This window comes from Comamonas sp. C24C (genome assembly GCF_053345995.1).
Genome location: NZ_JBKFBC010000014.1, coordinates 114,531 through 137,873 on the forward strand (window position 1 = coordinate 114,531; position 23,343 = coordinate 137,873).

A 23,343-nucleotide genomic window follows, 5' to 3' on the forward strand; every position below is an offset into this window, starting at 1 on the left:
GTCTGATCGTCGCTGCAAGCAAAAAAGCCCTGTTGCATCGCTGCAGCAGGGCTTTGTTTGAGTAGCTATGCAATCAGTGCATCACATGCGGCTGGCCGTCGAACATATGTTCGAAGCTGGCCAGCCAGGGCTCGGCAAGCACGCGAATCTGGGCATCGTTGCGCAAGATGCGTTGCATGATGCGCGCCTTTTCCTTGCGCAGTTCGGGCGCCAGCTTTTCGTCACGCGAACGAAAGCGCAGCTGCTCGATCAGCACGGCACAAGTGCCCTCATAGCGCGCAACACCGTCCCAGTCCTTGGCCTGAGCGGCCTGCAGCATCTTGGCGCTGCTTTCCTCAATGGCGCGGTAGAAGTCGATCAATGTGTGCTCCATTTTTATTCTTGGGCAGTTTGCCCCATTTCACGCCAAGCCTGAGCTACGGGAGTAATGACTTTCTGCGCTGCATCCAGCAGGCTAGGATCGTTGCGCAGATTGGCCATGGTGATCTGTGTGATGCTGTAGTCATACAGAGATGCCAAGTTCTGAGCGATATCGCTGCCCTGGTTGAAGTTCAGAGAAGCTTTCAGGCCTTCTTCAAGAATTCGGACTGCCTTGCCTATTTGCAGCCCTTTTTCCTCAATTTCACCGCGCAGCATGGCGCCCTTGGCAGCATTCAGTGCAGCTTCCAGTGCGTCGAACAATAATTGGATCAATTGATGGGGCGATGCCCCATCCACTGAGGAGTGAACGCCAACCTGGGCGTAGGCGCTTGCAGCACGGCGGTTGAGCGATGTGTACATGTTCGTTTCCTTGATGTCTTGTTCTTCGGCTGCAATGCTCGAAAATTGAGAGTCACTGGGCGTCGGTTACAGAGACGTGGCCTTCGCTGCTCCCCTTATTTATTCCACTGGGCAACCTGCTGGTTCATGTAGGCGCTTAGTGACGAATAACCGCCTATCTTGGCGTCCAGCGACGCGTATTGAGCGCGCAGGCGCTTTTCCAGTGCGTCGGCCTGGTCGTTGACCCGATCCTGGGACTTGCCGTTGTCCGTCTTGAGGGCTTGCAGGCTTTTGCTTTTGGTGTCGAAGGTTCCATCGAATTCCAGGGCCTGGCGAGTGAAGTCCTTCATGCGAGCGGCCAGGCCTTGCGTATTGGGCTGACCATCGGTACCCACCGTGGCGAAAAGCTTGCTCATGGACTCGGGGTCTTTGAGTGCAGCCTCCAGCTTGGTCTTGTCGCTGGCGGTTGTACCGAATGCCAGCTTGCCGCCCTTCTGGATCTGAATGCCCATGTCCGACAAGCGCTTGAGGGTATCTGCCCCGCCCTCGATAGAGCCCGAGACTACGCTGCGCAGACTGTTGGTCATACCCACTGTCGTGGAGTCACCCTGCAATACGCCAGCCGCCTTGGTTTCGGAGTCATACTTCGTCGAACTCGACAATGCGTCATTGAGCGCGTTGTAAGCGTCCATGAAGGCCTGTACCTTCTTTTTCATCGTGTCGGTGTCCGAAGATACCGTCACAGTGACAGGCGACGTTGTCACCTGATTCACCGTGATATTCAGGCCTGGCAAGGTGTCCTTGAATTCATTGGTGGTTGACTGCACCTTGATGCCGTTGACATCAATCAGGGCGTTCTGGGCATACTGCACGACGGAGCCAGATGTCGCAGCACCATTGAAGTTCAGTGCCGAAAGACTGGCATCTCCACTGGCTGCGACCGTGAAGCCTGCATCTGCGCCTGTGCTGCGCGAGCGCAGCACAAGGCGCTCTCCCTGGGCGTCCTTGAGGACGGAGGCTACAACGCCCGCGCCCTTGCTATTGATGGCCTGAACAACGTCCTCTAGCTTGGCACCAGCTGAGATGTCGATCTCCAGCGGTGTGCCGGGATTGTTGAACTGGGTTCCGTCTTCGTTCCAGGTGCCCATGGTGATGGTGAGCTTGCCTGCGCCGAATTGGGTTCCCGTGGACATGATGCCTGTTGCCACCGATTGACTGCGTGCCAATTTTTCTACCGAAATCACCGAGGACCCAGGCAGTGCGTTGGAGTCTGTCACCGAAACTCCAACGGCCGTATTGGTCGTCGTGGCATTGGTTACACGCCAGGTATCCGCATCGGCCAGCGCTGTGGATGCATCCTGGAGTGTGGACATCAGCGACTTGATTTGCCCAAAGGTCGATATCTTGGAGTCTAGAACGGACGCCTTTTGCTGAAGCGGAACCAGCGACTGCCTTTGCAGAGCCACCAGCTTGGCGATCATTGTCTCGTCTAGGCCGCTGCCGCTGATGCCGGCTGAGCTCAAGGTGGCCATGACCAACCCTTTCTAAGTACTGAATAGCCCGCGCCAAAGCGCAGGAATGCCTTCACGATCACACACCGAATGCCTCAAAGCATTCCCCCGGTATCTTATCGACCGGATAATCCGAATCTTGAGGCTGGTGGGCTGCAGTTTGAGCAGTCCACCAGCCTCTGGTTGATTACTGGATCAGCTTAAGCACCGATTGGGGCAGCTGGTTGGCCTGGGCCACCATCGCTGTACCGGCCTGCTGCAGGATTTGCGTGCGGCTCAGGTTGGCTGTTTCCGCAGCGAAATCGGCATCCATGATGCGTGAGCGGGCGGCTGCTGTGTTCTCTGCAGCAACCTGCAGGTTGGAAATCACGGCCTCAAAGCGGTTTTGTGCGGCACCGAAGGTGGCACGCGTGTTGTTGACCAGGTCCAGCGCGGTATCAATGGCAGCCATGGACAGGCGTGCATCAGGGGCGGAGCTACCGGCGCCCAGCAGTGACCCCAGTGAGCCGCCCAGAGTGGGAGGTGGCCCAGCTTGGATGTCCAGGCCGCCAGCAGCCCCCGTCAGGTTCACCGCAGAGATCGTAATCTGATTGTCGGCTCCGGTATTGGCGCCAACCTGGAATACCGTGGGATTGTCATTGTCCAGCAACTGACGGCCGTTGAAGCTGGTGCTGCCGACGATACGGGCAATTTCCTGGGCCAGTTGCTGGAATTCTTTGTCCAGCGAACTGCGGTCCGTCGTGCCATTGGTGTCGTTGGCTGCCTGCACGGACAACTCGCGCATGCGCTGCAGATTGTCACTGAGCTTGCCCAGCGCGCCCTCAGCAGTCTGGGCCATGGAGATGCCGTCATTGGCATTGCGCATGGCCACATTCATGCCACGTACCTGGGCGTTCATGCGTTCGGCAATGGCTAGGCCCGCCGCATCGTCCTTGGCGCTGTTGACGCGCAGGCCCGAGGACAGACGCTGCATGGTCGTGCTCAGGGAGGATTGCGACGTGTTGAGATTGCGCTGGGCGTTAAGCGAAACAAGATTGGTATTGATGATGGATGCCATGGGCAGCTCCTCGTTAGGCATGAACAATGGCTAACCGTTCGGCGACCTCGAGTCGACAAACGACAGAAAGCACGCCAGGACTTCCAGCTCTGCCTATCTGATGCCAACGATTGTGCGGAAAATCCTTTGCGTCAAAGCGCTGATAAAGCCCATGATGGGGCGCTATTTCGCTGTTCGAACGCTGTGGTTTATCGTCGTTTTGTCCATAAAAAAAGCCCCAGGCTGAGCCTGGGGCTTGGTGCGAGGGCCGGCTTTTCGGGCTTGGCGCTTCCGTGCGATCAGCGCAGCAGAGCCAGGACGCCTTGAGGCAGCTGGTTTGCCTGGGCCACCATCGCTGTGCCGGCCTGTTGCAGGATCTGCGAGCGGCTCAGGTTGGCAGTTTCCGACGCGAAGTCGGCGTCCATGATGCGGCTACGGGCAGATGCCGTGTTCTCGGAGGCCACTTGCAGGTTCGAGACCACGGCCTCGAAGCGGTTCTGTGTGGCACCCAGCACGGCGCGCTCGGAGTTGACCGTATCCAGGGCAGTGTCCAGGTTGCTGATCACGGTGGCCAGGGCGGTAGCGTCCAGGGCCGTGGTGGCGTTGGAGCCGATCGAGGCGCTGGTGATGCCCGTGATGTCGGTGTTCGTGCCCAGGTTGCTTGTGGTGACGGTGATGGAGTCGTTGGCCGAAGTGTTGGCGCCGACCTGGAAGTTGATGGCACCGGCATCGGTGCTCAGGATCTTCTTGCCGTTGAAGTCGGCGCCCTTGATCACACGGTCGATTTCCTTGCCCAGCTCGACGAATTCCTTGTTCAGCGAAACCTGGTCTTTGGCGCCATTGGTGCCATTGCGAGCCTGCACAGCCAGTTCACGCATGCGCTGCAGAGCGTCGGTAACCTTGGACAGGGCGCCTTCAGCTGTCTGGGCCATCGACACGCCGTCGTTGGCGTTGCGCACGGCTACGTTCATGCCGCGAACTTGAGCGTTCATGCGCTCGGCGATGGCCAGGCCGGCAGCGTCGTCCTTGGCGCTGTTAACACGCAGGCCGGAGGACAGGCGCTGCATGGTGGTGGACAGCGAGCTTTGCGAGGTAGCCAAGTTGCGCTGGGCGTTCAGCGATTGGACGTTGGTGTTGATAGACATGGCCATGGTGACAACTCCTAATAAAGTCAATACGTCGCCGCCACGGTGTCCTCACGTCTCGCAAGGCGGGCGGCGGCGGCCCAATCCGACCAGTAGCCGTTCTTTCATCGATTTGCACGGCTTCTGGTGGGCTCAGGACTTTTGTCCCTCTGCTGAGTTGGTTTTCGGAGCCATGGCTGTGAACTTTAGGGGTGTTTGCAAGTTTTTTTGCAGCACGCGATGTTCTTCATGTCTATGAGACTTGGGGTTTGTTACAAAGTCGTTGCGGCAGGAAAGCTCATACCCAGCTCCTCGCGAGTGACGCGCAAGTCTGCAGGCTTCAGTCCTTTGCAGAAGCGGTACCAAGCTTGACGCATTCCCATCGCAACGGAGCGCGCCACAATAATTGCTTGCTGGGGCTCCTGAGCTTGCAGGCGAGACCTCAATGCTTGGCGTATTTCCTGCAGTTGTGGCAGATGTTCCTGCCAATAGGCAGCCAGGTCCAGCAACTGGGCGCGGCTCTCTGCGGCAAAGCCCTCGGCCAGTCCTAGCCGTGCCAGCACCTCTGCCGACTGCCTGCCAGCCAGCAACTCGCCCATCAGCGTCAGCGTGGGAACCCCCATCCAGAGCGCGTGGTTGGTGACCACTCCGCCTGTAAATGGCAAAGTGTCCAGGCAGATGTCTATCTCATGGTGTGCGCGGAGATAATGGTCGAATCCCATATGGGCCACATAATCGACACGGGAGTCATGGACTCCCTCCTGGTCTAGCCAGGCACGAAGATGTTGCGGTGCCTCCGTGTCAGGGCAAGCGCCTATGCGCAATCGGGCTGTCGGCAATCTGCGCATCACCTCGCCCCAGACGGATACGACCTCGCGGTTGATTTTGGACAGGCGGTTGAAGGACCCGAAGGTCAGGTGGCCTTTGCGAAGAGCGGGGAGCGGAGCTACTGGCTCACTGTGAATTCCGCCATCGAAGACATAGGCCAGGGGCACGCACAGCAGATTCTCGGTCAGCTGTATCTTGAGCAATGCCTCATCGAGCATTTGGTCGCTGAGGACAATATAGTCCATGGTTTGCAGGCCGGTGCTGCCCGGATTGCCGATCCAGGTCATTTGCAGGGGGGCCGGTCGTACGGCGAATGCATCGAGCCTGTGGCCGTGCGTATGGCCACTCAGATCGATCAGGATGTCGATGCCGTCAGCCCTCACTAGGCTCGACAGCGAATGTGTATTCATGTCTCGAATCCCACGCCAGAGATGAAACAGACCCTGAAACTCCTTGGTAACTTCGTCGTGAATCTCGTTATTGCAATAGGCAATGCACACCAGGTCGTCGTGCTGGGCCAGCTCTCGCATCACGGGAAGAAAGAACTTGGCTGCCGCATGGTTGCGTAGGTCGCCGGACACGAAGCCCACTCGAAGTGTCTTGCTGGGGACCTGGGGGTTTTCATGACCGGTGTTCTGCGGATCACCGGCGCGTCGTTGCATCAATGCCCCATATTCACGATTCGCTTTACCTACCGAGGTTGCGCTGCTCAGGGGTGAATGAAGCATGGCGAACAGGCGCGCACTGTGAGCGGGCTCGTAGTCCGGGTGCAGCTTCACCAGCTCATCGAGCTGCTGCATGTGACGCTCCGCGTCACCGCAGCGCTCCCAGTAGGCCGCGCGCTGGAACATCAGTTCACGGTTTCCAGGCAGCAGATCCTGTGCTTCGTTCAGGGCGAGATTCAGCCCGGATAGTTCCCGCGTTTCCAGAAGTACCTGGCAGCGAAGCATGTGAGCGCGGGCGCTATCAGGCTGTATGCGTAGCGCGTGCTCAAGTAGCTCCAGAGCCTGCTTCCACTTCTTCTGGGCCAATAGTGTGAAAGCGGTCTCGCAATAAAGCACTGCTTTGTTGGGCTGTAGGTGCAGGGTCTTGCGTAGGCAGGTTTCTGCTTCTGCCAGTCTCCCCCCACCGCACAGCAGCAAGGCCAAGTTCAGCAGCAGCTCCAGGTTGTCGGGCTCGACCTGTAGCCCCATCCGGTAGGCTGTCTCGGCCTGCAACGTCCAGCCTGCTTCGTTCAGCACCTGACCGCTGGCTAGGCACAGCCGTAGATCCTGGGGGCGTTGCTGCATGAGCAGAACCAGAAACTGTGAGCACTCCTGCATCCTGCCAGTCTTTTGCAACACTGCAGTCAAACGCGACAGACTGTCCGTCTCATCAGGGTCTAGCAGTAGCGCATTGACATAGCAGGGGAGGCTGTCTTCGAGGCGATCCTGGGCACACAGGGCGTCGCCCAGATGGCCGAAGGCCTGAGCCCAGTGCGGTTGCAGCGTCAGCGCGGTGCGCAGCGCCTGCTCTGCCTCTGTTGCATGGCCGGCTTGCAGACAGATGCCGCCGAGGTTGAACTGTACCTCTCCGTCACGCGGCAGCAGATCTGCAGCTTGACGCGCGGCATGTAAAGCGGCATCGATGCTGCCATTGGCATGATCGGCCGCAGCTTTGAGTTTCCAAATCAGGCCGATCTTGGGGTGCTGGCGTACCATCGACCCTGCAAGTTGGCTGGCCTCAGCGTACTCGCGCCGAGAAAACAGCTGCATCAGCAGCCGCAGCTGTGCCTCGGGTACCCGGCCCAGGCTCTCGGAGGACGCTGGCCCGGCTTGCGAGGAGACCGGCTCCAGCGGCCAGCGCGCGGCCTGCTCCTCCAGAAACGCTGCAGCCTGTGCCCCCTGCACCAGGGCGACATCCTTCTCCAGTTGCTCTAGTGCGACCTCCTGCATGCCGTTGGACCGTGCCACATTGATCAGCGAGCTCGCCATGTCCAGCAAGCCCTCGCGGATCAGCATGTGGATATACAGGCGCCAATAGCCAAGGTCTGTTGGCTTGGCGCCGATGGCGGCCTCCAGGTAGGGAAGGGCCTCGGCGCTGCGCAACCGATGCAGGCCGAGCAGAAGTCCCAGGCCGTGCATAGCCTCCGCGTGGGCGGGGTCGTGTTTGAGTACCTGGGCATAGACCTCACTGGCTTCATCGAACTGCCACTGATCATGCAGTTGCTGGGCATGGATTAGCAACTCATTCAGATTCATCTTGCTCATGGGGGTGTGTGTTTATGCAGAGCGGCCAATGCGGCGCGCAAATGCTCTCCATGTTGTGGCTGTTGCGGTCTGGATAAGCTCGAGATAAGCAGGGAAAACACGGATTTTCTTCTTGTTTATCCCGATTGATGTGTCTCATGCTACGTAGGTATCGATTTGCCCTTTGCGGGAACCAACTACACTTGCTACCCGCTCCGCCTGCCAGCAAAGGAACTGGTACGGATTTCGAGTCCAGTTCCTTGGTTCGACATTCGAGCGGCTCTGCGAAAATTCACCGGCTCCACTCATTCACAGGCTGAATGTAACGAATTGCTTTTAAATTGCCTGCTTAGGCAGATTACGCAGTTATCTGACAGGTACTATTCACATGCCATCCACTGATCAATTCATTCAAGACTTTCTGGCTGCGGTCGACTTCCAGGAAGCCGTCGAAGTAACTCCCGACACCGAGCTCAAGAGCTTGCCCGAGTGGGACTCTCTGGCCGCCCTGGGCGTGATCGTCATGTTCGACGTTGACTACGGCAAGACCATCACGGGCGACGATCTCAAGAACTGCGCCACCATCGCCGATCTCTACAAGCTGCTGGGATAAACACCATGGCGCTGTCCACTCTGCACAACGTCCGCTTTGCGGGCATGGCCAGTTGCGTGCCCAAGCGCGTGCTCTCCAACCTGGAGGACTGCCCGCCATCGCAACGCTCCGAACGGGAACGTCTGGTGCGCAATATCGGCATTCAGACGCGGCGCATTTGTCCCGAGTGGCAATGCTTTTCAGACCTGGCCCTGGTGGCCACGGAAAAGCTGCTGGATGACCTGCAGTGGCAGCGCGACGAAATCGATGCACTGATCGTCGTCACCCAATCGCCCGACTACCTGATTCCCTCCACCGCCATCATCCTGCAGGACCGCCTGGGCCTGCCGCATAGCACGATTGCATTCGATGTGAACCTGGGTTGCTCGGGCTACCCGTTCGGCCTGCACCTGCTGGGCAGCATGATTGCAGCCGGTGGAGTGAAAAAGGGTTTGCTGCTGGTGGGTGACAAATCCGCTACCGTCATGGACCCCTTATTCTCTGACGCCGGCACGGCAACAGCGCTGGAGTTCGATGCCAGCGCCCCCCCCATGTATTTCGACCTCAACAGCGACGGCAGTGGCTACAAGGCCATCATGCTGCCAGCTGGAGGCCACCGCGAACCCTACGGTGTGGAACATGTGATATCCAAACGAGACGAACACGGCCACCTGCGTTCGCCCGCCGACCTTATACTCGATGGTCCGGCTGTGCTGAGCTTTTCCACCCAGCGCATCCCCCCCGCCGTTGAGCGACTGCTCGGCTACGCCCAGGTGGACAAGGAACAGGTCGATCACTTCATCTTCCACCAGGCCAACCGGATGATCAACGAGACAATTCGCAAGAAGCTGGGATTGCCCGTCGAAAAAGTCCCCAGCACGCTGCATGACTTTGGCAATACCAGCGGCGCTTCACTACCAGTCACGGTGAGCGCGCGACTGCACGAGCAGCTGAATGGGGACAAGGCCCGGTTGCTGCTCAGTGGCTTCGGCATAGGGCTCTCCTGGGGAACTGCCATCGTGAATGTGGACCAGGCATGCTTTCCCGCGATGACCGAAGCATGACTTGCACGGACCCCTTTTCATTGGCCGGCAAGCGTATCCTCATCACGGGCGCTTCATCGGGTATCGGCCAGCAGACGGCCATCTCCTGCGCAAGCCAGGGCGCTCAACTGGTCATTACGGGACGCAATGCTGAGCGCCTCGCCCACACCGCGAGCCAGCTCGCTGACAGAGGCCATATCAGCGTGGTTGCCGATCTCACCCAGTCTCAGGACATCAGCGCCTTGGCCTCTCAGGCAGGACAGATCGATGGCCTAGTCCACGCTGCCGGCATCTCGAAGCTGGTGCCGCTGCGCATGGTCAAGCAAGCGCACTTGGACGAAATGTTCGCTCACAACACCTACGCGCCCATCCTGCTGACGAAGGAACTGCTGGCCAAACGCCTGATCCGGTCCCATGGTTCCATCGTGTTCATCAGCGCCGTGGCATCTCATATCGGCCCGCTGGCCAGCAGCGCGTACTCTGCCAGCAAGGCGGCTTTGCTTGGTGCCATGCGCTCTTTGGGCCTGGAAGTGGCCAAACAAGGAATCCGCGCCAATTGCCTCGCGCCGGGCTATGTGCGTACGCCGATGCTCAACGGGCTGGCGGCGGGCGGCGTGGATACCGAGGAATATGCCAACCTGGCTCCGCTGGGCATGGGTGAGCCGCAGGACGTGGCACTCGCAGCGGTTTTTTACCTGTCCGATGCCAGCAGATGGATCACCCGAAACTACTTCACCATTGACGGCGGCCTGACGGTCCCCATGGATGTCTTTGCATGACGAAATCTGCGCACGACCCATTTTCGTTAAAGGGCAAGACCGTATTGGTCACCGGCGCTTCGTCAGGCTTGGGCAGGCAGATCGCCATTTCCTGTGCCCGCCGCGGTGCCCAAATCATCGCCACGGGGCGTGACCGACAGCGCCTGCAGGACAGCTTTGACCTTCTCGAGGGCACCGGACACCAGCAGATCGAGGCCAACCTGACCGATGCCCAAGAAAGAATCGCCCTGGCAAAGGCAACGCCCCGTATTGACGGCCTGGTGCACTGCGCAGGTCGCCAGATGCTCAGCCCCCTACGCCAGTTGCAGGAATCCCTCATGACGGAGATGTATGCCATACATTTCCTTGCGCCCGTCATGTTGACCCAGCAGTTGCTGATCACAAACAAGCTGGCGCCCGGGGCCTCCATCATCTTCATGCTCTCGACGTCCGCCCACATCGGCACACGTGGTGTAGGCCCTTATTCCGCGATGAAGTCGGGGCTGCTGGGCATTATCCGCTGCCTGGCTGTGGAGCAGGCGCGGCACCGGATGCGTGTCAACGGCATCTCTCCCTCAGTGGTGCCGACTCCCATGTGGGGCGATGCAGGCCAAAACGAGCAGTTGAAGGCACAGGAGGCGCGGCACCCCTTGGGACTCGGCACACCCGAGGATGTGGCACATGCCGCCATCTACTTGTTATCGGATGCCAGCCGCTGGGTGACGGGCACCAGCCTGGTCATGGACGGCGGCGTGGTGCTGTAGATAAACCTTCTTAGCTCTCCCCAAAAAAGGATGCGTCATGCGCTCACGCATGCATCCCAGGTATTACCTGGACACAAATATATTCGAACGCGAGCAACGCAAAATTTTCCGCAAGCTCTGGCTCTTCGCGGGACTAAAGACTCTGCTGATTCAGCACAACGCCTTTATCACCCGCAAGATCGCCGGCTTGCCTGTGGTGATCCAGAACTTTCACGGTGAGCTTCGGGCCTTCGAGAATGTCTGCCTGCACCGCAGTGCCTTGATACAGACCGAGCCGGTGGGCCGCAGGCCCCTAGTATGCGCCTACCACGCCTGGCGTTACGACGAGCATGGCCAAGTGGCACACATCCCCGATGCCGACACCTTGTACCGCCTGAATCCAGAGGAAAAATGCGGACTCAAGCTGAGACGGCTGGCATTGCGCTCCATAGGCAATCTGCTGTTCATCAATCTGGATGCCTCACCTTTGCCCCTGGAAGAGCAGTTTTCCGCGGATTTCATTGCGCTTCTCGAAAGCAGCTCCAACGCCTACGACACGGAAGTCATGGTCACGACTTGGCGCGGCAACTACAACTGGAAGCTTGCATACGAGAATCTACGTGACGCAAATCACCCTCGGTTTGTTCACCCCAAAAGTCTTGCCAAAGTTGTCGATTTTCAACCAAATGTGGATGAGAGATTACTCGAAGAATCATCTCAACCTCTTCAGGATTGCAATAACACTGCTTTACGAAAAGAGCTGAGTCGCTTAAGTTACGGAGGCATAGATGCCATGATAGAAAATATGCATCATTTCTCCTGGCACGATATGGTGGAGCGCTGGGGCGACAAGAATGCCTATTACAATTGGCTCGCCTACCCCAATCTTCACATTGCCAGCGGCAACGGTGGCCACTCATTCACCATTGAACACCATATCCCAATATCTCCTGGCTGTACGGATATGGAGGTCTATCGCTTCACTGCAAAAAAACGACAACCGTTTTCATTCTCCAGCGCCGTGCTGCTCGCCGAGATGCACGGCAGCAAGCAAGTAGTGGGTGAAGATATTGAGGTCATGGAGATGGTGCAGTCCGCACTGCATCCCGAAGCCCCATCACCCACACAAGGTGCATACGAAAGCATGAACCGACTGGTTGAGCGATGGTATAGCAATCTGATGGAGACCGACCATGAAGTGTAAATGGATCATAGGAGCGGGCGCTCCATTAGAAATGGCATACGATATCTGCCGCCAAATCCATCCCGATTTGCATACTGAGAAAATAACCATATCTCAGAATACCAACTACACTTTCAATCTGGACGCACTTGATACGCTTCAGCCAGAGTCGGGAACGGCTTTCGTTGCATTCGATGAGCGCTTTGGCAACTTCAAGCGGATGGAGCTCATGGCGGCAGTCATGGAGCGCGGGCTTTCCCTCCCCCCGCTGATCAGCCCCCGCGCCATGCTTTCCTCAGGCGTGAAGATAGGACCCAACTCGTTGGTTGGAGATGGCACCATTGTGGGTTACGGATGCCGCATTGATTATAACAGCGTCATTCTACCCGGCGTGCATATTGGCCATAGCACTCATATCCGGCCATCCTGTTGGCTGGAAACGGGCGTGAGCGTTGGGAATAATATCCAAATCGGGGCACATTGCACACTGCGCAACGGTGCAATTCTTGCACATGGAATTAAGATAGGCCGTAGTTGCGAATTGGGCTGGCCCCAACGCTATGCCAAAGATATTAGCGCAAAAACCATTTTTGATAATCGCTACGATTCGCCGATTCATACGTATGGAAACTAAATACCTTTTGAGCAATAGAAACGCTCAGCTTTTGCAAAAAATAAATCAAATCGCGGCTCTGACAACAAAATCAAATTCCAATCGCGTAAATGATTTTGACTTTGGTCAACGTCCTGTCTTCTTGCTGGCACCCATGTCATATACAGGCATGCAACATGGTCGGCAACTTGCCGCGAGGCTGAAAAATGTCGTCGCCGCCGTGGACGATCAAACCCTTGAATCAGAAATTCATGGCGCCCCGCGCTGGACAAGTCAAGAATTTCTACAACGAATTCAGAAGTATCCGGACGCCATAGGCATTGACTTCTCTTGCAGCCCTCGCGGACAAGATTTTGTAAAAAAACTGTGTGAATCTGCAGGTATAGAAAAATTTTCCGTCTCCGACCCTGAACCTCCTGTCATTGAAAATTTAGAAAATCGTACTCTAATTTTCATGTCACCTCTCTCGTTTCTTGCAGGAATGCATGCTAAGAATATTGCAGTCCAAAACGGAAACGTAATAGCATCCATTGCCGACAATAGCGATCTTGCAATGATTGATGGTGTTCCGCGTTACGGGAGCGGTCGCCTCAAGGATATTGCAAAAGAGAATCAAAATATTCTTGCCATCGATTTTTCATGTACCCCAAAAGAAAGAGGGTTGGCAGAAAAAATATGCAAACAGGCAGGCATTGAATTGGTAGATGCATGCCTTGCCATTGCACATTACGGCCTGCATTCCGTTTATGAGCCGGCACGGATCTATCGTCAACGCACCTTGTCCCGGTTGAATGATTTTTTGCAATTGGCAGACCGCTTCGAGGACGAATTTAGCAAATTCACCCTTTACAGCAATCTCCTGTTTCGATTGACTTATGACCGAATTTACCTACAGTTGATCTGGTCCACACCAGAAAATGAGTATTTCTCCAGTCATGGAGATGCGAGCACCTTCCAGGTAGGTTCGCGCGAGCATTTTTGCGATTGCGGAGCCTTTCAAGGTCCTATTGTTGAGAAATTTCTTAACGCAACTGGCCACCAATATGCGAGCATTAGCGCATTCGAGCCAGACACTATCAATTTCAAAAAACTTCAAGAGATTTCCTCGTCTGCCCACAATTTTCAAGGCTTCAACAAAGCCGTCTCCAATAAGAGAGACGTATTGCGTTTCAAGCAAACGGGTACTGTATCCAGTCATGCCAGTCCAGATGGCGATATTATCGTAAATACGACCCGACTGGATGACGAACTGGAAACTCTGACACTACTCAAACTGGATATCGAAGGCTATGAAGCCAAAGCGCTGGAGGGGGCATCCAGACTGATAAAGACCCAAAGGCCACGTATAGCGGCCTGCGTTTACCATTATGCACTTGACCTATTGGATGTTTTTGAAAAAATAGATAAACTTGCCGAAGATTATCATTTCAGACTACGCCAACACTCGGCAGCATATTACTATGATCTGGTTCTTTATGCATCCCCGGTGCCAGGGAGTGAGCCACCAGAATGGGCAAAATAAAAAAGACCCGATAATGGGTCTTTTTTATAGTCTTCAATCAAGAATTGAACGATTCAATATCTAATTCTATCGAAATTCAAATCGCTTCGCAGGATTCCCAAAGACTGTCACGCCTGCAGGCACATTCCCAATCACAACGCTGCCCGCGCCAATCACAGCACCATCTCCTATCTTCACCTTGGGCAAGATCGTGGCATGAGGGTGTATGGTCACGTTTTCACCAATTTGAGCCCCTCCACCAACAAATACAAAACTGGCGATTGATGAGTACGATCCGACACTCACATCATATCCTACAATTGTATTGGCCAGAACAATGACAAAATCACCAAGCCGGGCATCCGCCCCCAAAGATACATCATGTTCGAAAAGACAACCCATGCCCATTTGCGAGCGCTCTGACATGTGCAACTTTGGCAAGAGATTCATGAAATAAGCGCCCTGCTCTAATAATGGACGGGAATACTTCCGTCGCTCCACAGGATTTCCCAGCGCGCAAATGAACATTTGCGAAGGCTCACCACGAAAGGTCATGGGATCACCAACAATTGGTAGGTCGGGAACCTGCATCAACCCAGGGCGCCCATCAAGAAATCCCTTAACAATCCAATCCCTACCATGGGCTACATCGCCACGTGCCGTGGACGCCATATTGCGGCCAAATCCGCCCGCATTGATGATGTAAACGTCTTTCATTTCAGCGCTTTCACTCTAAGAACTATCCAGGGAACGCAGTGTAAAAGCTCGGGCGGTTCACCTTTTGGACCCTCGCGCAGGCATCATGCGCTGCAGCTCGTCCATTGCGCCACGGCCGCAAACACGCGCTGTTGCTGGTCGCCGGTCATGTCCAGAAAGAAGGGCAGGCCCAGCAGAGTCCGGGACAGTCCCTCTGACTGTGGCGTAGGCAGAATTTCGCAATGCGGCCGCAGGGCAGGCATATCCTGCAGCAGCGGCTGATACCAGCGACGCGTCATGATGCGCTGCGCCTGGCAGGCATGCTCCAAGGCCATGCGCGCGGATTCGTCGGGCAGATGAGCGCAGAGCAGGGTGGGAGCCATCAATGGACCACCGACATCGCAGGGCACCTGAAAGGACACGCCAAGCCCGGCTTCCCTGCCCATTTGAATGATCTCGCGCACTAGGCTCGCATGCAGCCTGCGCCTTTCCAAGGCATGCTCTTCCCACACCTGCAGCGATGCCAGGCCGATGGCCGCATGGTATTCGCTCATCTTGGCATTGGTCCCTACGCTGGCCAGTGATCCCAGAGGCAGGTCGGCCCGGGGGTCCAGGTTGATGCCGAAATTCGAAAGCTGGCGCACGCGCGCGGCCAGGCCGGGCCGTGTGGAGACGACCAGGCCGCCCTCGCCTGCGGGCAGGCTCTTGGTGGTGTGCAGGCTGAAGACCAGGGTGCCCTGGGTGCCCTGCAGCCACTGGCTGCCATAGGCCGCAGCCGCGTCTATGACCACGGGCAGGCCGGTGTCCTGTTCGAATTGCTGCCAGGCCTGCATGTCATGAGGCATGCCGAAGGTCGCAACAGGCAGCACGGCGTCCACGGGGATCACGGCGCAGGCAGCCCGCGCAATGTCGGGCGTGAGCAGCCAGCAATCGGGATCCACGTCGGCCAGCACGGGGACATGGCCGGCCCGAACGACGGCCGTGGCCGTGGCCACGAAGGTGAATGCAGGCAGCAGCACGCGTGATCCCGGCGCCAGGTCCAGCGCCTGGAGCACCAGTTCCAGCCCCAGTGTTGCGTTGGACACGGTGGTCAGACCATCCATGGGCATATCGAACCGTCGCGCGAACTCGGATTCCAGCTCACGGACCAAGGGGCCGAAGTTGGAATAATGCCGCGCTGCATGCATGCGCTCCAGCCAGGGCATCAGCACCTGGGGCGAAGGCATATCGGGCACCAGCAGCGGCACCCATTCCTGCGAGACGTGATCGCCGTTCATGCCTGCGCTTCCGCTTGCGCCTGCATGGCCTCCAGGTCGGTATCGACCGTGAGGATGCGCTGGTCGCCGCGCAGCCAGTTGAGCCACATGAGGCGGTAGGCCTTCTCCAGCTCCTGGGTCCGCGCGGGATAGTCCATGAGAATGCTGCTTTCCAGCTTGGCGCGCGCCGCCAGGCGCTGCTGCTGTAGGCACTCGGGGTCGGCCATCAGATCGAGCGCGGCTTGCACATAGCCGTCCACGTCGTTGGCGATCACACCGCCAAAGCCCAGCCCCTGCAGCGTGCGCGCGGTCGCCGCATCCACGGCGCGCTCGGCATCCAGGGCCACGATGCTCAGGCCCATCCACAGCGCATGCAGGGTCGTCGTGCCACCCGATACGGGCGAAGTATCCAGTGCCACGTCGGCGATATGCCCTAGTTCCATGAAGCGGTCCAGCGACTGCTGGTGCAGCACGGACACGCGGTCCAGCGGCATTCCTGCGGCTTCCACCCGCGGCTGCATGTGGGCTTGCGCGGCATCTGGGTCCTGCTCCTTGACCATGATGATCAGACGCGCGTCCTGGCGTTCGTGCAGGATGCGGGCCCAGACTGCCAGCATCTCGTCGGTGATCTTGGCGGAGTTGTTCAGGGAGATCAGTGTGGGAAAGCCATTGCGCAGCATGGGCGGCTCTTCGCAAAGTGGCGAGTACTCCGGAGGCGCATAGCTGGCCATACAGGCCAGTTGAAACAGGTTCTCGGAGTAATACGGAGCATGACTGGGCGGCGCGATACCTGCATCCACCAGTCGGTAGTCCATGGCCTTCATCCCCAGTGTATGCATATAGCCCAGCCAGGTCACCTGCATGGGTGCGGCGCGGCGGGCGAAGACTTCCAGGCGGTGGCCCAGGGTGAATCCGGAAAGGTCTACCAGCACGTCGATTCCGTCGGCGCGGATTTGTTCGTAGAGCTGGTCGTCGGTCTGGTCGACTGCATCGTGCCAGTGCGGCACCAGGGCGCGTAGCTTCTCGGTCATCTTGTCGGGGCGGCCGCTGGAATAGACGTGGATTTCGACGTTGTCGGGGTTGTGGTGTTCCAGCACGGGCCGCATGAAGAAGGCCACCGAGTGCTGGCGGAAGTCGGCCGTGACATAGCCGACCTTGAGCTTCTTGCGCGGATTCCGGTCACGCGGGGGCAGTGGCTTGGCGTTGCGGGTCAGCGGGTCGGCAAAGCGCCGGCTCCAGTCGCGCGCTACTTCCAGGGATTTGAGCGGGTCGCTGCTGGTGTGGGAGTGGATGTAGGCCCGCGTCATCCAGTGCGTATTCTCGTTCTTGGCATGTCTGCAGGCGGCATCAATGAGGTTACAGGCCTCTTGGCGGCGCCCCGTGCTGAACATGGCAAGGGACAGTAAACGCTGGGCATTGGGCATGCGCGGCTCGATCTCCAGCGCCATCTGCAACGCATCGATGGCCTGAGGCCAGATGCTCATGCGGATATAGACGAATCCAATATGCAGCCAAACCTGGGAGTTGCGGGAATCCTGCGTCACTAACTGCGCAAGGGCCGAGAGAGCTTCCAGAAAGCGAGCCTGATCGACCATGCCGCGAATGCAGGACAGCTCCGTAGCCAGATTTCGAGATGGCAGGGGATCTGAATTGATGGCAGGGGACATGCTGGTGACTTGGTTGCGTGGAGAGAATTGGGGGGCTACAGCTAGCTGACCAGCCTGGGAGTGCGCTGGATGGCTTTTGCCGACAGTAGCGATATGAGCTTGCGCAAGCGTTTGGCTGATCGCCTTGGTCGATGGATGCTGAAATGTCCCTCAAGAGGATTGTGGATTGGCCGATATCTTGGGTTGTGCCCTCTTTTGAAGATGTTAATTGCTTGCTGCTCCCAATGAGCATGTCTCATTCCAGAAAGAAGAGCGTATTTCTAAGTCTGTTCTGACTTTTTTAGTTGAACGGATCTGACAGAATTTTTCGTCATGCTTGTCCTCATCGGTTATATCGTCGCCTTCGGCTGCATCTTCGGCATGTATGTGCTGCACGGCGGCAGCGTGGGCGTTCTTGTCAAGGCGCTGCCGTTCGAGATGGTGACCATTGGCGGTGGCGCCCTGGGCGCTTTTATTGTCAGCAACCAGCCCAAGGTGCTCAAGGCCACGGCCAAGGCGATCCCTTCGGCGCTCAAGCCCTCGCGCTATAACAAGGCGCGCTATATGGAAGTGATGGCGCTTCTGTATGAGCTGCTTCAGAAGGCGCGCAAGGAAGGCCTGATGTCGATCGAGTCCGATGTGGAAGATCCGCAGTCCTCGACAGTGTTCCAGAACTATCCGCAGCTGATGGCCGACCACCATGTCGTCGAGTTCCTGACCGACTATCTGCGCATGATGGTGTCGGGCAATCTCAACTCGCATGAGATCGAGGCGCTGATGGACAGCGAAATCGAAGCCCATCATGCCGAGGCCCATGCGCCGGTGATGGCACTGAATCGTCTGGCGGGCGCGTTGCCGGCCTTCGGCATTATTGCGGCCGTGCTGGGTGTGGTGAACACCATGGCTTTCGTGGGGCAGCCCCCGGCGGTGCTGGGCGGCATGATTGCCTCGGCGCTGGTGGGTACCTTCCTCGGGATCTTGCTGGCCTATGCGCTGGTGGAGCCCATGGCTGCGCTACTGGAGCAGCGTGCTCAGGATGCGGCCAAGGAGTTCGAGTGCATCAAGGCGACGCTGCTGGCCAGCATGCAGGGCTACAACCCGGGCACGGCCATCGAGTTCGGCCGCAAGGTGCTGTTCTCCACCGAGCGCCCAGGCTTTCTGGAGCTGGAGTCGCACGTCAAGGGCAAGAAGTGATGAGTGCGCCCTCTCGCCAGGATGTTGTGATGGAGCGCTGCCATGGCTGACAAGAAGTTGCAGCCCATCATCATCAAGCGCGTCAAGAAGACCGCCCATGCCCACCATGGTGGCGCCTGGAAGATTGCCTATGCCGACTTTGTGACGGCGATGATGGCCTTCTTCTTGCTGATGTGGCTGCTGGGCTCGACCGCTCAGGGCGAGCTGCAGGGGATTGCCGCGTATTTCAATTCACCACTGAAGGTGGCCATGTCGGGTGGCAGTGGTGCGGGCAACAGCTCAAGCATCGTGCCGGGCGGCGGCAACGACCTCTCCAAGGTGCACGGCCAGGTGCGTCGTTCCGAGTCCGAAGACAATGCCAACCGCCGCTCCAGCCAGACCATGGGGCGGGCCGATGAGTCCGCGCGCGACGCCCAGCGTCTGCATGCGCTCAAGGCCAAGGTGGACACCATGATTGCCAACAATGCGCGCCTGAACGAGTTTCGCTCGCAGATTCGCACGGAGATTACGCATGACGGCCTGATGATTCAGATCGTCGATGATCAGAACCGACCCATGTTCGACAGCGGCAGTGCCGTGGTCAAGCCTTATATGCGCGACATCCTGCGCGAGATCGGTGCGGCTATGGGCAATGCCGAAAATCGCATCAGTCTCTCGGGTCACACTGATGCCGCACCCTACGGCAATGCCGATCGCGGCTACAGCAACTGGGAGCTGTCGGCCGACCGCGCCAACGCATCGCGCCGGGAACTGGTGGCGGCCGGCATGCCGCTGGACAAGCTGGCGCGCGTGGTGGGCATGTCCAGCAGCGATCTGCTGCTGCCCGAGGAGCCGCGTGCCGCACAGAACCGCCGCATCACGATTACCGTGCTGACCAAGGAGGCCGAACGCCGCGTGCTGGGCAACGACAAGGAGCGCAGCATGGAGCGCGTGGCCAGTGCCGAAGAGGCGGCCAGCACGATCAACCAACCCAAGGCCCGTCGCGCAGCTCCCAGCGCTGTCGACAGGCAGTCTCTGGATGCCAAGGAAGAGTTTGTTGTAACAAACCCTGAAGTTGCTACCGAGGCTGTCGAAAAGCCTGACAATGCACGTCCAGCGCCATGAGGTTGACAAATTGTTACCATCACGGCGTGAAAACTTGTTCCCACGCACCTATTCCGACCGAAAGGGCCTCTCGTGGCTAATGCCCTGCGATTTTTGATTGTTGACGACTTCTCCACCATGCGCCGCATCGTGCGCAATCTGCTCAAGGAGAGTGGCTTTGCCGATGCCGATGAGGCCGAAGATGGTGTGGTGGCCATTACCAAGCTGCGTGCTAGCAAGTTCGACTTTGTGGTGACCGACATCAATATGCCGAACATGAACGGCTTTCAACTGCTGACCGAAATCAAGCAGGATGAAAAGCTCAAGCATCTGCCGGTGCTGATGGTGACCGCCGAAGCCCGCAAGGAAGATATCGTGGCTGCCGCCCAGGGTGGTGCGGCCGGCTATATCGTCAAGCCCTTCACCAAGGCCACGCTGGAAGAGAAGGTCAATCTCATCATCAAGAAACTCGACCTCTGAGCCATGAGTAGCGACCAGGCTTCCGCCAACGTCCACTACAAGATTGGCGTGCTCACGCGCCAGTTGCATAACTCGCTCAACGAGTTGGGCTATGCGGATCGTTTGCGCGGCAGTGCAGGGGAGCTGCCCGATGCGCAAAGCCGCCTGTCCTATATCGCCCGTCTGACGGGCGAAGCTGCCAACAAGGTGCTGGGCCAGGTCGAGGTGACGCAGAACCGCCAGGATGCGCTGGCCGAGCGCACCCGTGCCATGCGTGCAGAACTCATCAAGGATCCCGTGGCCGCAGTGGCCAGGGGTCGCGTGATGAATTACCTGCAGGAAGTGGAAGAGGGTACGGAGCAGACCAATAGCCATCTGACCGAGATCATGATGGCGCAGGACTTTCACGACCTCACCGGTCAGGTGATCGCGCGCGTGGTGGCCCTGGCAGCCGATCTGGAGTCGCAGCTGCTGGAGCTGCTGATCCAGACCTCGCCGGATGTTGCGCAGGCTCCTGTCCTGGCGCCTGTGGAAGCCTTGCAGCCCAAGCTGGCAGGCCCGGTGGTGGATCCGGAGAAGACGGCAGACGTGGTGACCTCGCAGTCCCAGGTGGATGATCTGCTGGCCAGTCTTGGCTTTTAAAAAAATATAGCTACCTGCGCTTCATAGATAAGCGCTTGCGCCCGAAAAGCCTGATCTTTTGAATGGATCGGGCTTTTTTATTGGGCGCTGCCAGGCGGGCAGGGTGGGCAGGGCGCAAAAAGCCCGCATGTCATCACAACATGCGGGCAAGCCTTGGAGGGCAATCTGCCTTTTGAGCGATGTGTGGCGTCGCGCCGGTCACACCTGCATATTCATCACGTCGGAGTAGGCCTGCACCAGGCGGTTGCGCACATGCAGCGTGGCCTGGAAGCCGATCTGCGACTTTTGCATGGCCACCATGGTCTGCTCCAGGCTGACCGCGGGGTTTTCCAGCTGTACTTCGCGCTGCAGCTGGCTGGAATGGTTTTGAGCGGAGCTCACCGATTGCAGTGCATTTTGCAAAGCCTGGCCAAAGCCGCCGGCCACGGGCGCGGTGCCGGCGCTGCCGACCTTGGTGAGCTGGTTGCCCAGTTGGGCGGGATTGATTGCTGGGATCTTCAGGTCCATATCTTTATCCAACAGGCTTGGTGAGTTGGAGGTGATCGTAGGTTTTTCGCTTGATCGCAGACGGGCAATAAGTGGGTGAATCGGCTCGCTTATCGGAGGAACGCCTTGGGCCCGAGTCCGAATAATCCACTGGACGCTAGACCTCGTGTGGGGTCTGACACCATGGAATCAAGATGTCTGCTGTAGCTGAAGTACCTGTCCCCAATGCCGTGCCCGGTGCCACGTATGCACCCCGCCCTGCGCTCGCGCAGCGCTGGAGTGCGCTCGACCGTGGCCAACGTCTTCGCTGGGGCGCGCTGGCGGCCCTGGTCGCCGTCGGTCTGGTGGCGGCGGCGGTGTTCTATCGCCAGCCCGATTACAAGCTGCTGTTCTCCAACGTCAGCGACAAGGATGGCGGAGCCATCGTGGCGCAGCTGACGCAGATGAACGTGCCCTACAAGTACAGCGAGGGCGGCGGCGCCATCCTCATCCCTGCGGACCGTGTGCACGATGTGCGCCTGAAGCTGGCCACGCAAGGCCTGCCCAAGGGCTCGGTGACGGGCTTCGAGCTGATGGAGAACAGCAAGTTCGGCATCACCCAGTTTCAGGAGCGCCTCAACTTCCAGCGCGGCCTGGAAGGTGAACTGACCCGCTCCATCCTGGCGCTCAATGCCGTGCAAAGTGCCCGCGTGCACCTAGCCTTGCCCAATCAGAACGGATTTTTTCGCGAGCAGCAAAAGCCCTCGGCTTCCGTGCTGCTGAGTTTGCACCCCGGCCGCATGCTGGACCGTGCGCAGATCGCGGGCATCGTGCATCTGGTCGCATCCAGCGTTCCCGAGATGGAGCCTTCGGCCGTGAGCGTGGTGGACGACACCGGCAAGCTGCTGTCGCAGTCGCCTGACGGCAATGCCGGCGGCGTGGACATGCAGCAATTCCTCTACACCCAGCAGGTGGAGCAGCAATATGTGCGCCGCATTCTGGACATTCTGGAACCCGTGGTCGGCAAGAACAATGTGAAGGCCCAGGTTTCGGCCGAGCTGGACTTCAGCCAGACCGAATCGACGTCCGAGCAGCATCGCCCCAATCAGTCCACCGACGGCGGTGCTGTGCGCAGCCAGCAGGTGATGGAAACCAATGGCGAGAAGACGGCCACTCCACCTACCGGCGTGCCTGGCGCGACCAGCAACCAGCCACCTCAGAACTCTACGGCGCCCATCAACGGTGCCAATCCTGCGCCGCAGGCCGCTGGTGCCGGCCAGGGCAACGCCCAGGGCAACAAACGCGAGTCCATCACCAATTACGAAGTCGACAAGACCGTCAAGGTCACACGTGGCAGCACCGGCACCGTCAAGCGCCTGACAGCTGCGGTGGTGGTCAATGCACCGCTGGCCGCTGCGGCTGGCACCGATGCGGCGACAGCGGCAACGGCAGCTGCAGTCAGCTCCGGCCTGCGTCCCCTGACGGCCCAGCAGCAGGAGCAGTTGCTCACGCTGGTGCGTGAAACCGTGGGCTATAGCGCCGATCGCGGCGACTCGGTGAATCTGGTCAGCGCTCCTTTCATGGACAGCGGTGCCGCGCCTGCCGAGCTGCCGATGTGGAAGGACCCCGAGATTCAGGCCATGGCCAAGAGCCTGGGTGTACCGATTGCGCTGGCGCTGTTTGGTGCCCTGGTACTGCTGGGCCTGGTGCGCCCCTTGCTCAAGGGACGCAATACCAGCCCCGGCGGCCAGCTCAATGCCATTGAAGCCGAGGCGCTGGATCGCCCCGCTCTGCCAGCACCTGCGAAGGAGCTGTCGCCGACCAAGGAGCAGGAACGACTGGATCAGGCCCGTCATCTGGCCAAGCAGAACCCGATCGCGGTGGCGAACATCGTGAAGACATGGATTAACGGTGAGGGGTGACGAAGTCACCCCATGAGGCGCGTTGCGCCTTCCCCCTCTCTCTTTGGGAGGGGGACGATGC

Annotated in this window: 22 protein-coding genes; 12 read left to right on the forward strand and 10 right to left on the reverse strand. The window is 58.4% G+C overall.

Translation table 11 applies throughout. The annotated features are described in order from the left end of the window. Positions 1 to 73: 73 nt before the first annotated feature. The 6 genes from ACLBXN_RS21975 to ACLBXN_RS22000 all read right to left on the reverse strand — a co-directional run bounded on the left by ACLBXN_RS21975 (position 74) and on the right by ACLBXN_RS22000 (position 7,507). The gene (locus ACLBXN_RS21975) at positions 74 to 373 is read right to left on the reverse strand and encodes a flagellar protein FliT (RefSeq protein WP_003059178.1); all 300 of its coding nucleotides are present in this window, start codon (positions 371 to 373) and stop codon (positions 74 to 76) included. Between the two features lie 2 nt (positions 374 to 375). Continuing rightward, positions 376 to 780, reverse strand: coding sequence for a flagellar export chaperone FliS (gene fliS, locus ACLBXN_RS21980; RefSeq protein ID WP_447613561.1), 405 nt, complete (start codon positions 778 to 780; stop codon positions 376 to 378). A 95-nt stretch (positions 781 to 875) separates the two neighbouring features. After that, on the reverse strand, positions 876 to 2,291 hold the full coding sequence (gene fliD / locus ACLBXN_RS21985) for a flagellar filament capping protein FliD (protein ID WP_447613562.1): 1,416 nt from the start codon (positions 2,289 to 2,291) through the stop codon (positions 876 to 878). A 166-nt stretch (positions 2,292 to 2,457) separates the two neighbouring features. Further along, complete coding sequence (locus tag ACLBXN_RS21990) at positions 2,458 to 3,327, reverse strand: flagellin domain-containing protein (protein ID WP_447613563.1); 870 nt, start codon at positions 3,325 to 3,327, stop codon at positions 2,458 to 2,460. Between the two features lie 278 nt (positions 3,328 to 3,605). Beyond that, positions 3,606 to 4,457: a flagellin domain-containing protein gene (locus ACLBXN_RS21995; protein WP_447613564.1), complete on the reverse strand. Its 852-nt coding sequence runs from the start codon at positions 4,455 to 4,457 to the stop codon at positions 3,606 to 3,608. Positions 4,458 to 4,702: 245 nt separating this feature from the next. Further along, positions 4,703 to 7,507: an O-linked N-acetylglucosamine transferase family protein gene (locus tag ACLBXN_RS22000; RefSeq protein WP_447613565.1), complete on the reverse strand. Its 2,805-nt coding sequence runs from the start codon at positions 7,505 to 7,507 to the stop codon at positions 4,703 to 4,705. 367 nt (positions 7,508 to 7,874) lie between these two features. Here ACLBXN_RS22000 and ACLBXN_RS22005 point away from each other — a divergent pair, with 367 nt between their 5' ends. Genes ACLBXN_RS22005 through ACLBXN_RS22035 form a run of 7 tightly spaced genes read left to right on the forward strand, consistent with a single transcriptional unit; the run spans position 7,875 to position 13,940 of the window. Continuing rightward, complete coding sequence (locus ACLBXN_RS22005) at positions 7,875 to 8,099, forward strand: acyl carrier protein (RefSeq protein WP_447613566.1); 225 nt, start codon at positions 7,875 to 7,877, stop codon at positions 8,097 to 8,099. A 5-nt stretch (positions 8,100 to 8,104) separates the two neighbouring features. Further along, complete coding sequence (locus ACLBXN_RS22010; protein ID WP_447613567.1) at positions 8,105 to 9,142, forward strand: ketoacyl-ACP synthase III; 1,038 nt, start codon at positions 8,105 to 8,107, stop codon at positions 9,140 to 9,142. Continuing rightward, entirely contained in the window at positions 9,139 to 9,900 is a 762-nt protein-coding gene (locus ACLBXN_RS22015) for an SDR family NAD(P)-dependent oxidoreductase (RefSeq protein WP_447613568.1), read from the forward strand. The genes ACLBXN_RS22010 and ACLBXN_RS22015 overlap by 4 nt, the downstream gene beginning before the upstream one ends. Further along, positions 9,897 to 10,643: an SDR family NAD(P)-dependent oxidoreductase gene (locus tag ACLBXN_RS22020; RefSeq protein WP_447613569.1), complete on the forward strand. Its 747-nt coding sequence runs from the start codon at positions 9,897 to 9,899 to the stop codon at positions 10,641 to 10,643. Before ACLBXN_RS22015 ends, ACLBXN_RS22020 begins: the two co-directional genes overlap by 4 nt. A 37-nt stretch (positions 10,644 to 10,680) precedes the next feature. Further along, entirely contained in the window at positions 10,681 to 11,826 is a 1,146-nt protein-coding gene (locus ACLBXN_RS22025) for an aromatic ring-hydroxylating oxygenase subunit alpha (protein WP_447613570.1), read from the forward strand. Beyond that, entirely contained in the window at positions 11,816 to 12,439 is a 624-nt protein-coding gene (locus ACLBXN_RS22030) for a UDP-3-O-(3-hydroxymyristoyl)glucosamine N-acyltransferase (RefSeq protein WP_447613571.1), read from the forward strand. Before ACLBXN_RS22025 ends, ACLBXN_RS22030 begins: the two co-directional genes overlap by 11 nt. After that, positions 12,429 to 13,940, forward strand: a complete 1,512-nt coding sequence (locus ACLBXN_RS22035) for an FkbM family methyltransferase (protein WP_447613572.1) — start codon at positions 12,429 to 12,431, stop codon at positions 13,938 to 13,940. The genes ACLBXN_RS22030 and ACLBXN_RS22035 overlap by 11 nt, the downstream gene beginning before the upstream one ends. Positions 13,941 to 14,006: 66 nt before the next feature. On the opposite strand, the gene ACLBXN_RS22040 is transcribed toward ACLBXN_RS22035, so the two are convergent. The 3 genes from ACLBXN_RS22040 to ACLBXN_RS22050 all read right to left on the reverse strand — a co-directional run bounded on the left by ACLBXN_RS22040 (position 14,007) and on the right by ACLBXN_RS22050 (position 17,538). After that, positions 14,007 to 14,636, reverse strand: coding sequence for an acetyltransferase (locus tag ACLBXN_RS22040; protein WP_447613573.1), 630 nt, complete (start codon positions 14,634 to 14,636; stop codon positions 14,007 to 14,009). An 83-nt stretch (positions 14,637 to 14,719) separates the two neighbouring features. Beyond that, the gene (locus ACLBXN_RS22045; protein ID WP_447613575.1) at positions 14,720 to 15,892 is read right to left on the reverse strand and encodes a DegT/DnrJ/EryC1/StrS family aminotransferase; all 1,173 of its coding nucleotides are present in this window, start codon (positions 15,890 to 15,892) and stop codon (positions 14,720 to 14,722) included. After that, a complete protein-coding gene (locus tag ACLBXN_RS22050) occupies positions 15,889 to 17,538 on the reverse strand; it encodes an O-linked N-acetylglucosamine transferase, SPINDLY family protein (RefSeq protein ID WP_447613576.1) in 1,650 nt (549 codons plus the stop codon). The genes ACLBXN_RS22045 and ACLBXN_RS22050 overlap by 4 nt, the downstream gene beginning before the upstream one ends. 312 nt (positions 17,539 to 17,850) lie before the next feature. Between ACLBXN_RS22050 and motA the strand changes: the two genes are divergently transcribed. The 4 genes from motA (at position 17,851) to ACLBXN_RS22070 (ending at position 20,895) form a co-directional block, all read left to right on the forward strand. Beyond that, positions 17,851 to 18,711 (forward strand): flagellar motor stator protein MotA, encoded by an 861-nt coding sequence (gene motA / locus ACLBXN_RS22055; RefSeq protein WP_003059167.1) that lies wholly within the window; start codon positions 17,851 to 17,853, stop codon positions 18,709 to 18,711. Between the two features lie 42 nt (positions 18,712 to 18,753). Beyond that, positions 18,754 to 19,815 carry a flagellar motor protein MotB gene (gene motB / locus ACLBXN_RS22060; RefSeq protein WP_447613577.1) on the forward strand — a complete coding sequence of 354 codons (1,062 nt, stop codon included), beginning with the start codon at positions 18,754 to 18,756 and terminating at the stop codon, positions 19,813 to 19,815. A gap of 72 nt (positions 19,816 to 19,887) precedes the next feature. Then, positions 19,888 to 20,274: a chemotaxis response regulator CheY gene (gene cheY, locus ACLBXN_RS22065; RefSeq protein ID WP_003059161.1), complete on the forward strand. Its 387-nt coding sequence runs from the start codon at positions 19,888 to 19,890 to the stop codon at positions 20,272 to 20,274. A gap of 3 nt (positions 20,275 to 20,277) precedes the next feature. Beyond that, on the forward strand, positions 20,278 to 20,895 hold the full coding sequence (locus tag ACLBXN_RS22070; RefSeq protein ID WP_447613578.1) for a protein phosphatase CheZ: 618 nt from the start codon (positions 20,278 to 20,280) through the stop codon (positions 20,893 to 20,895). Between the two features lie 198 nt (positions 20,896 to 21,093). Here the strand turns inward: ACLBXN_RS22070 and fliE are convergent, their stop codons facing one another. Next, positions 21,094 to 21,402 carry a flagellar hook-basal body complex protein FliE gene (gene fliE, locus ACLBXN_RS22075; RefSeq protein ID WP_003059156.1) on the reverse strand — a complete coding sequence of 103 codons (309 nt, stop codon included), beginning with the start codon at positions 21,400 to 21,402 and terminating at the stop codon, positions 21,094 to 21,096. 173 nt (positions 21,403 to 21,575) lie between these two features. On the opposite strand from fliE, the gene fliF reads away from it, so the two are divergent. Continuing rightward, a complete protein-coding gene (gene fliF, locus ACLBXN_RS22080; protein WP_447613579.1) occupies positions 21,576 to 23,282 on the forward strand; it encodes a flagellar basal-body MS-ring/collar protein FliF in 1,707 nt (568 codons plus the stop codon). Positions 23,283 to 23,343: the final 61 nt, after the last annotated feature.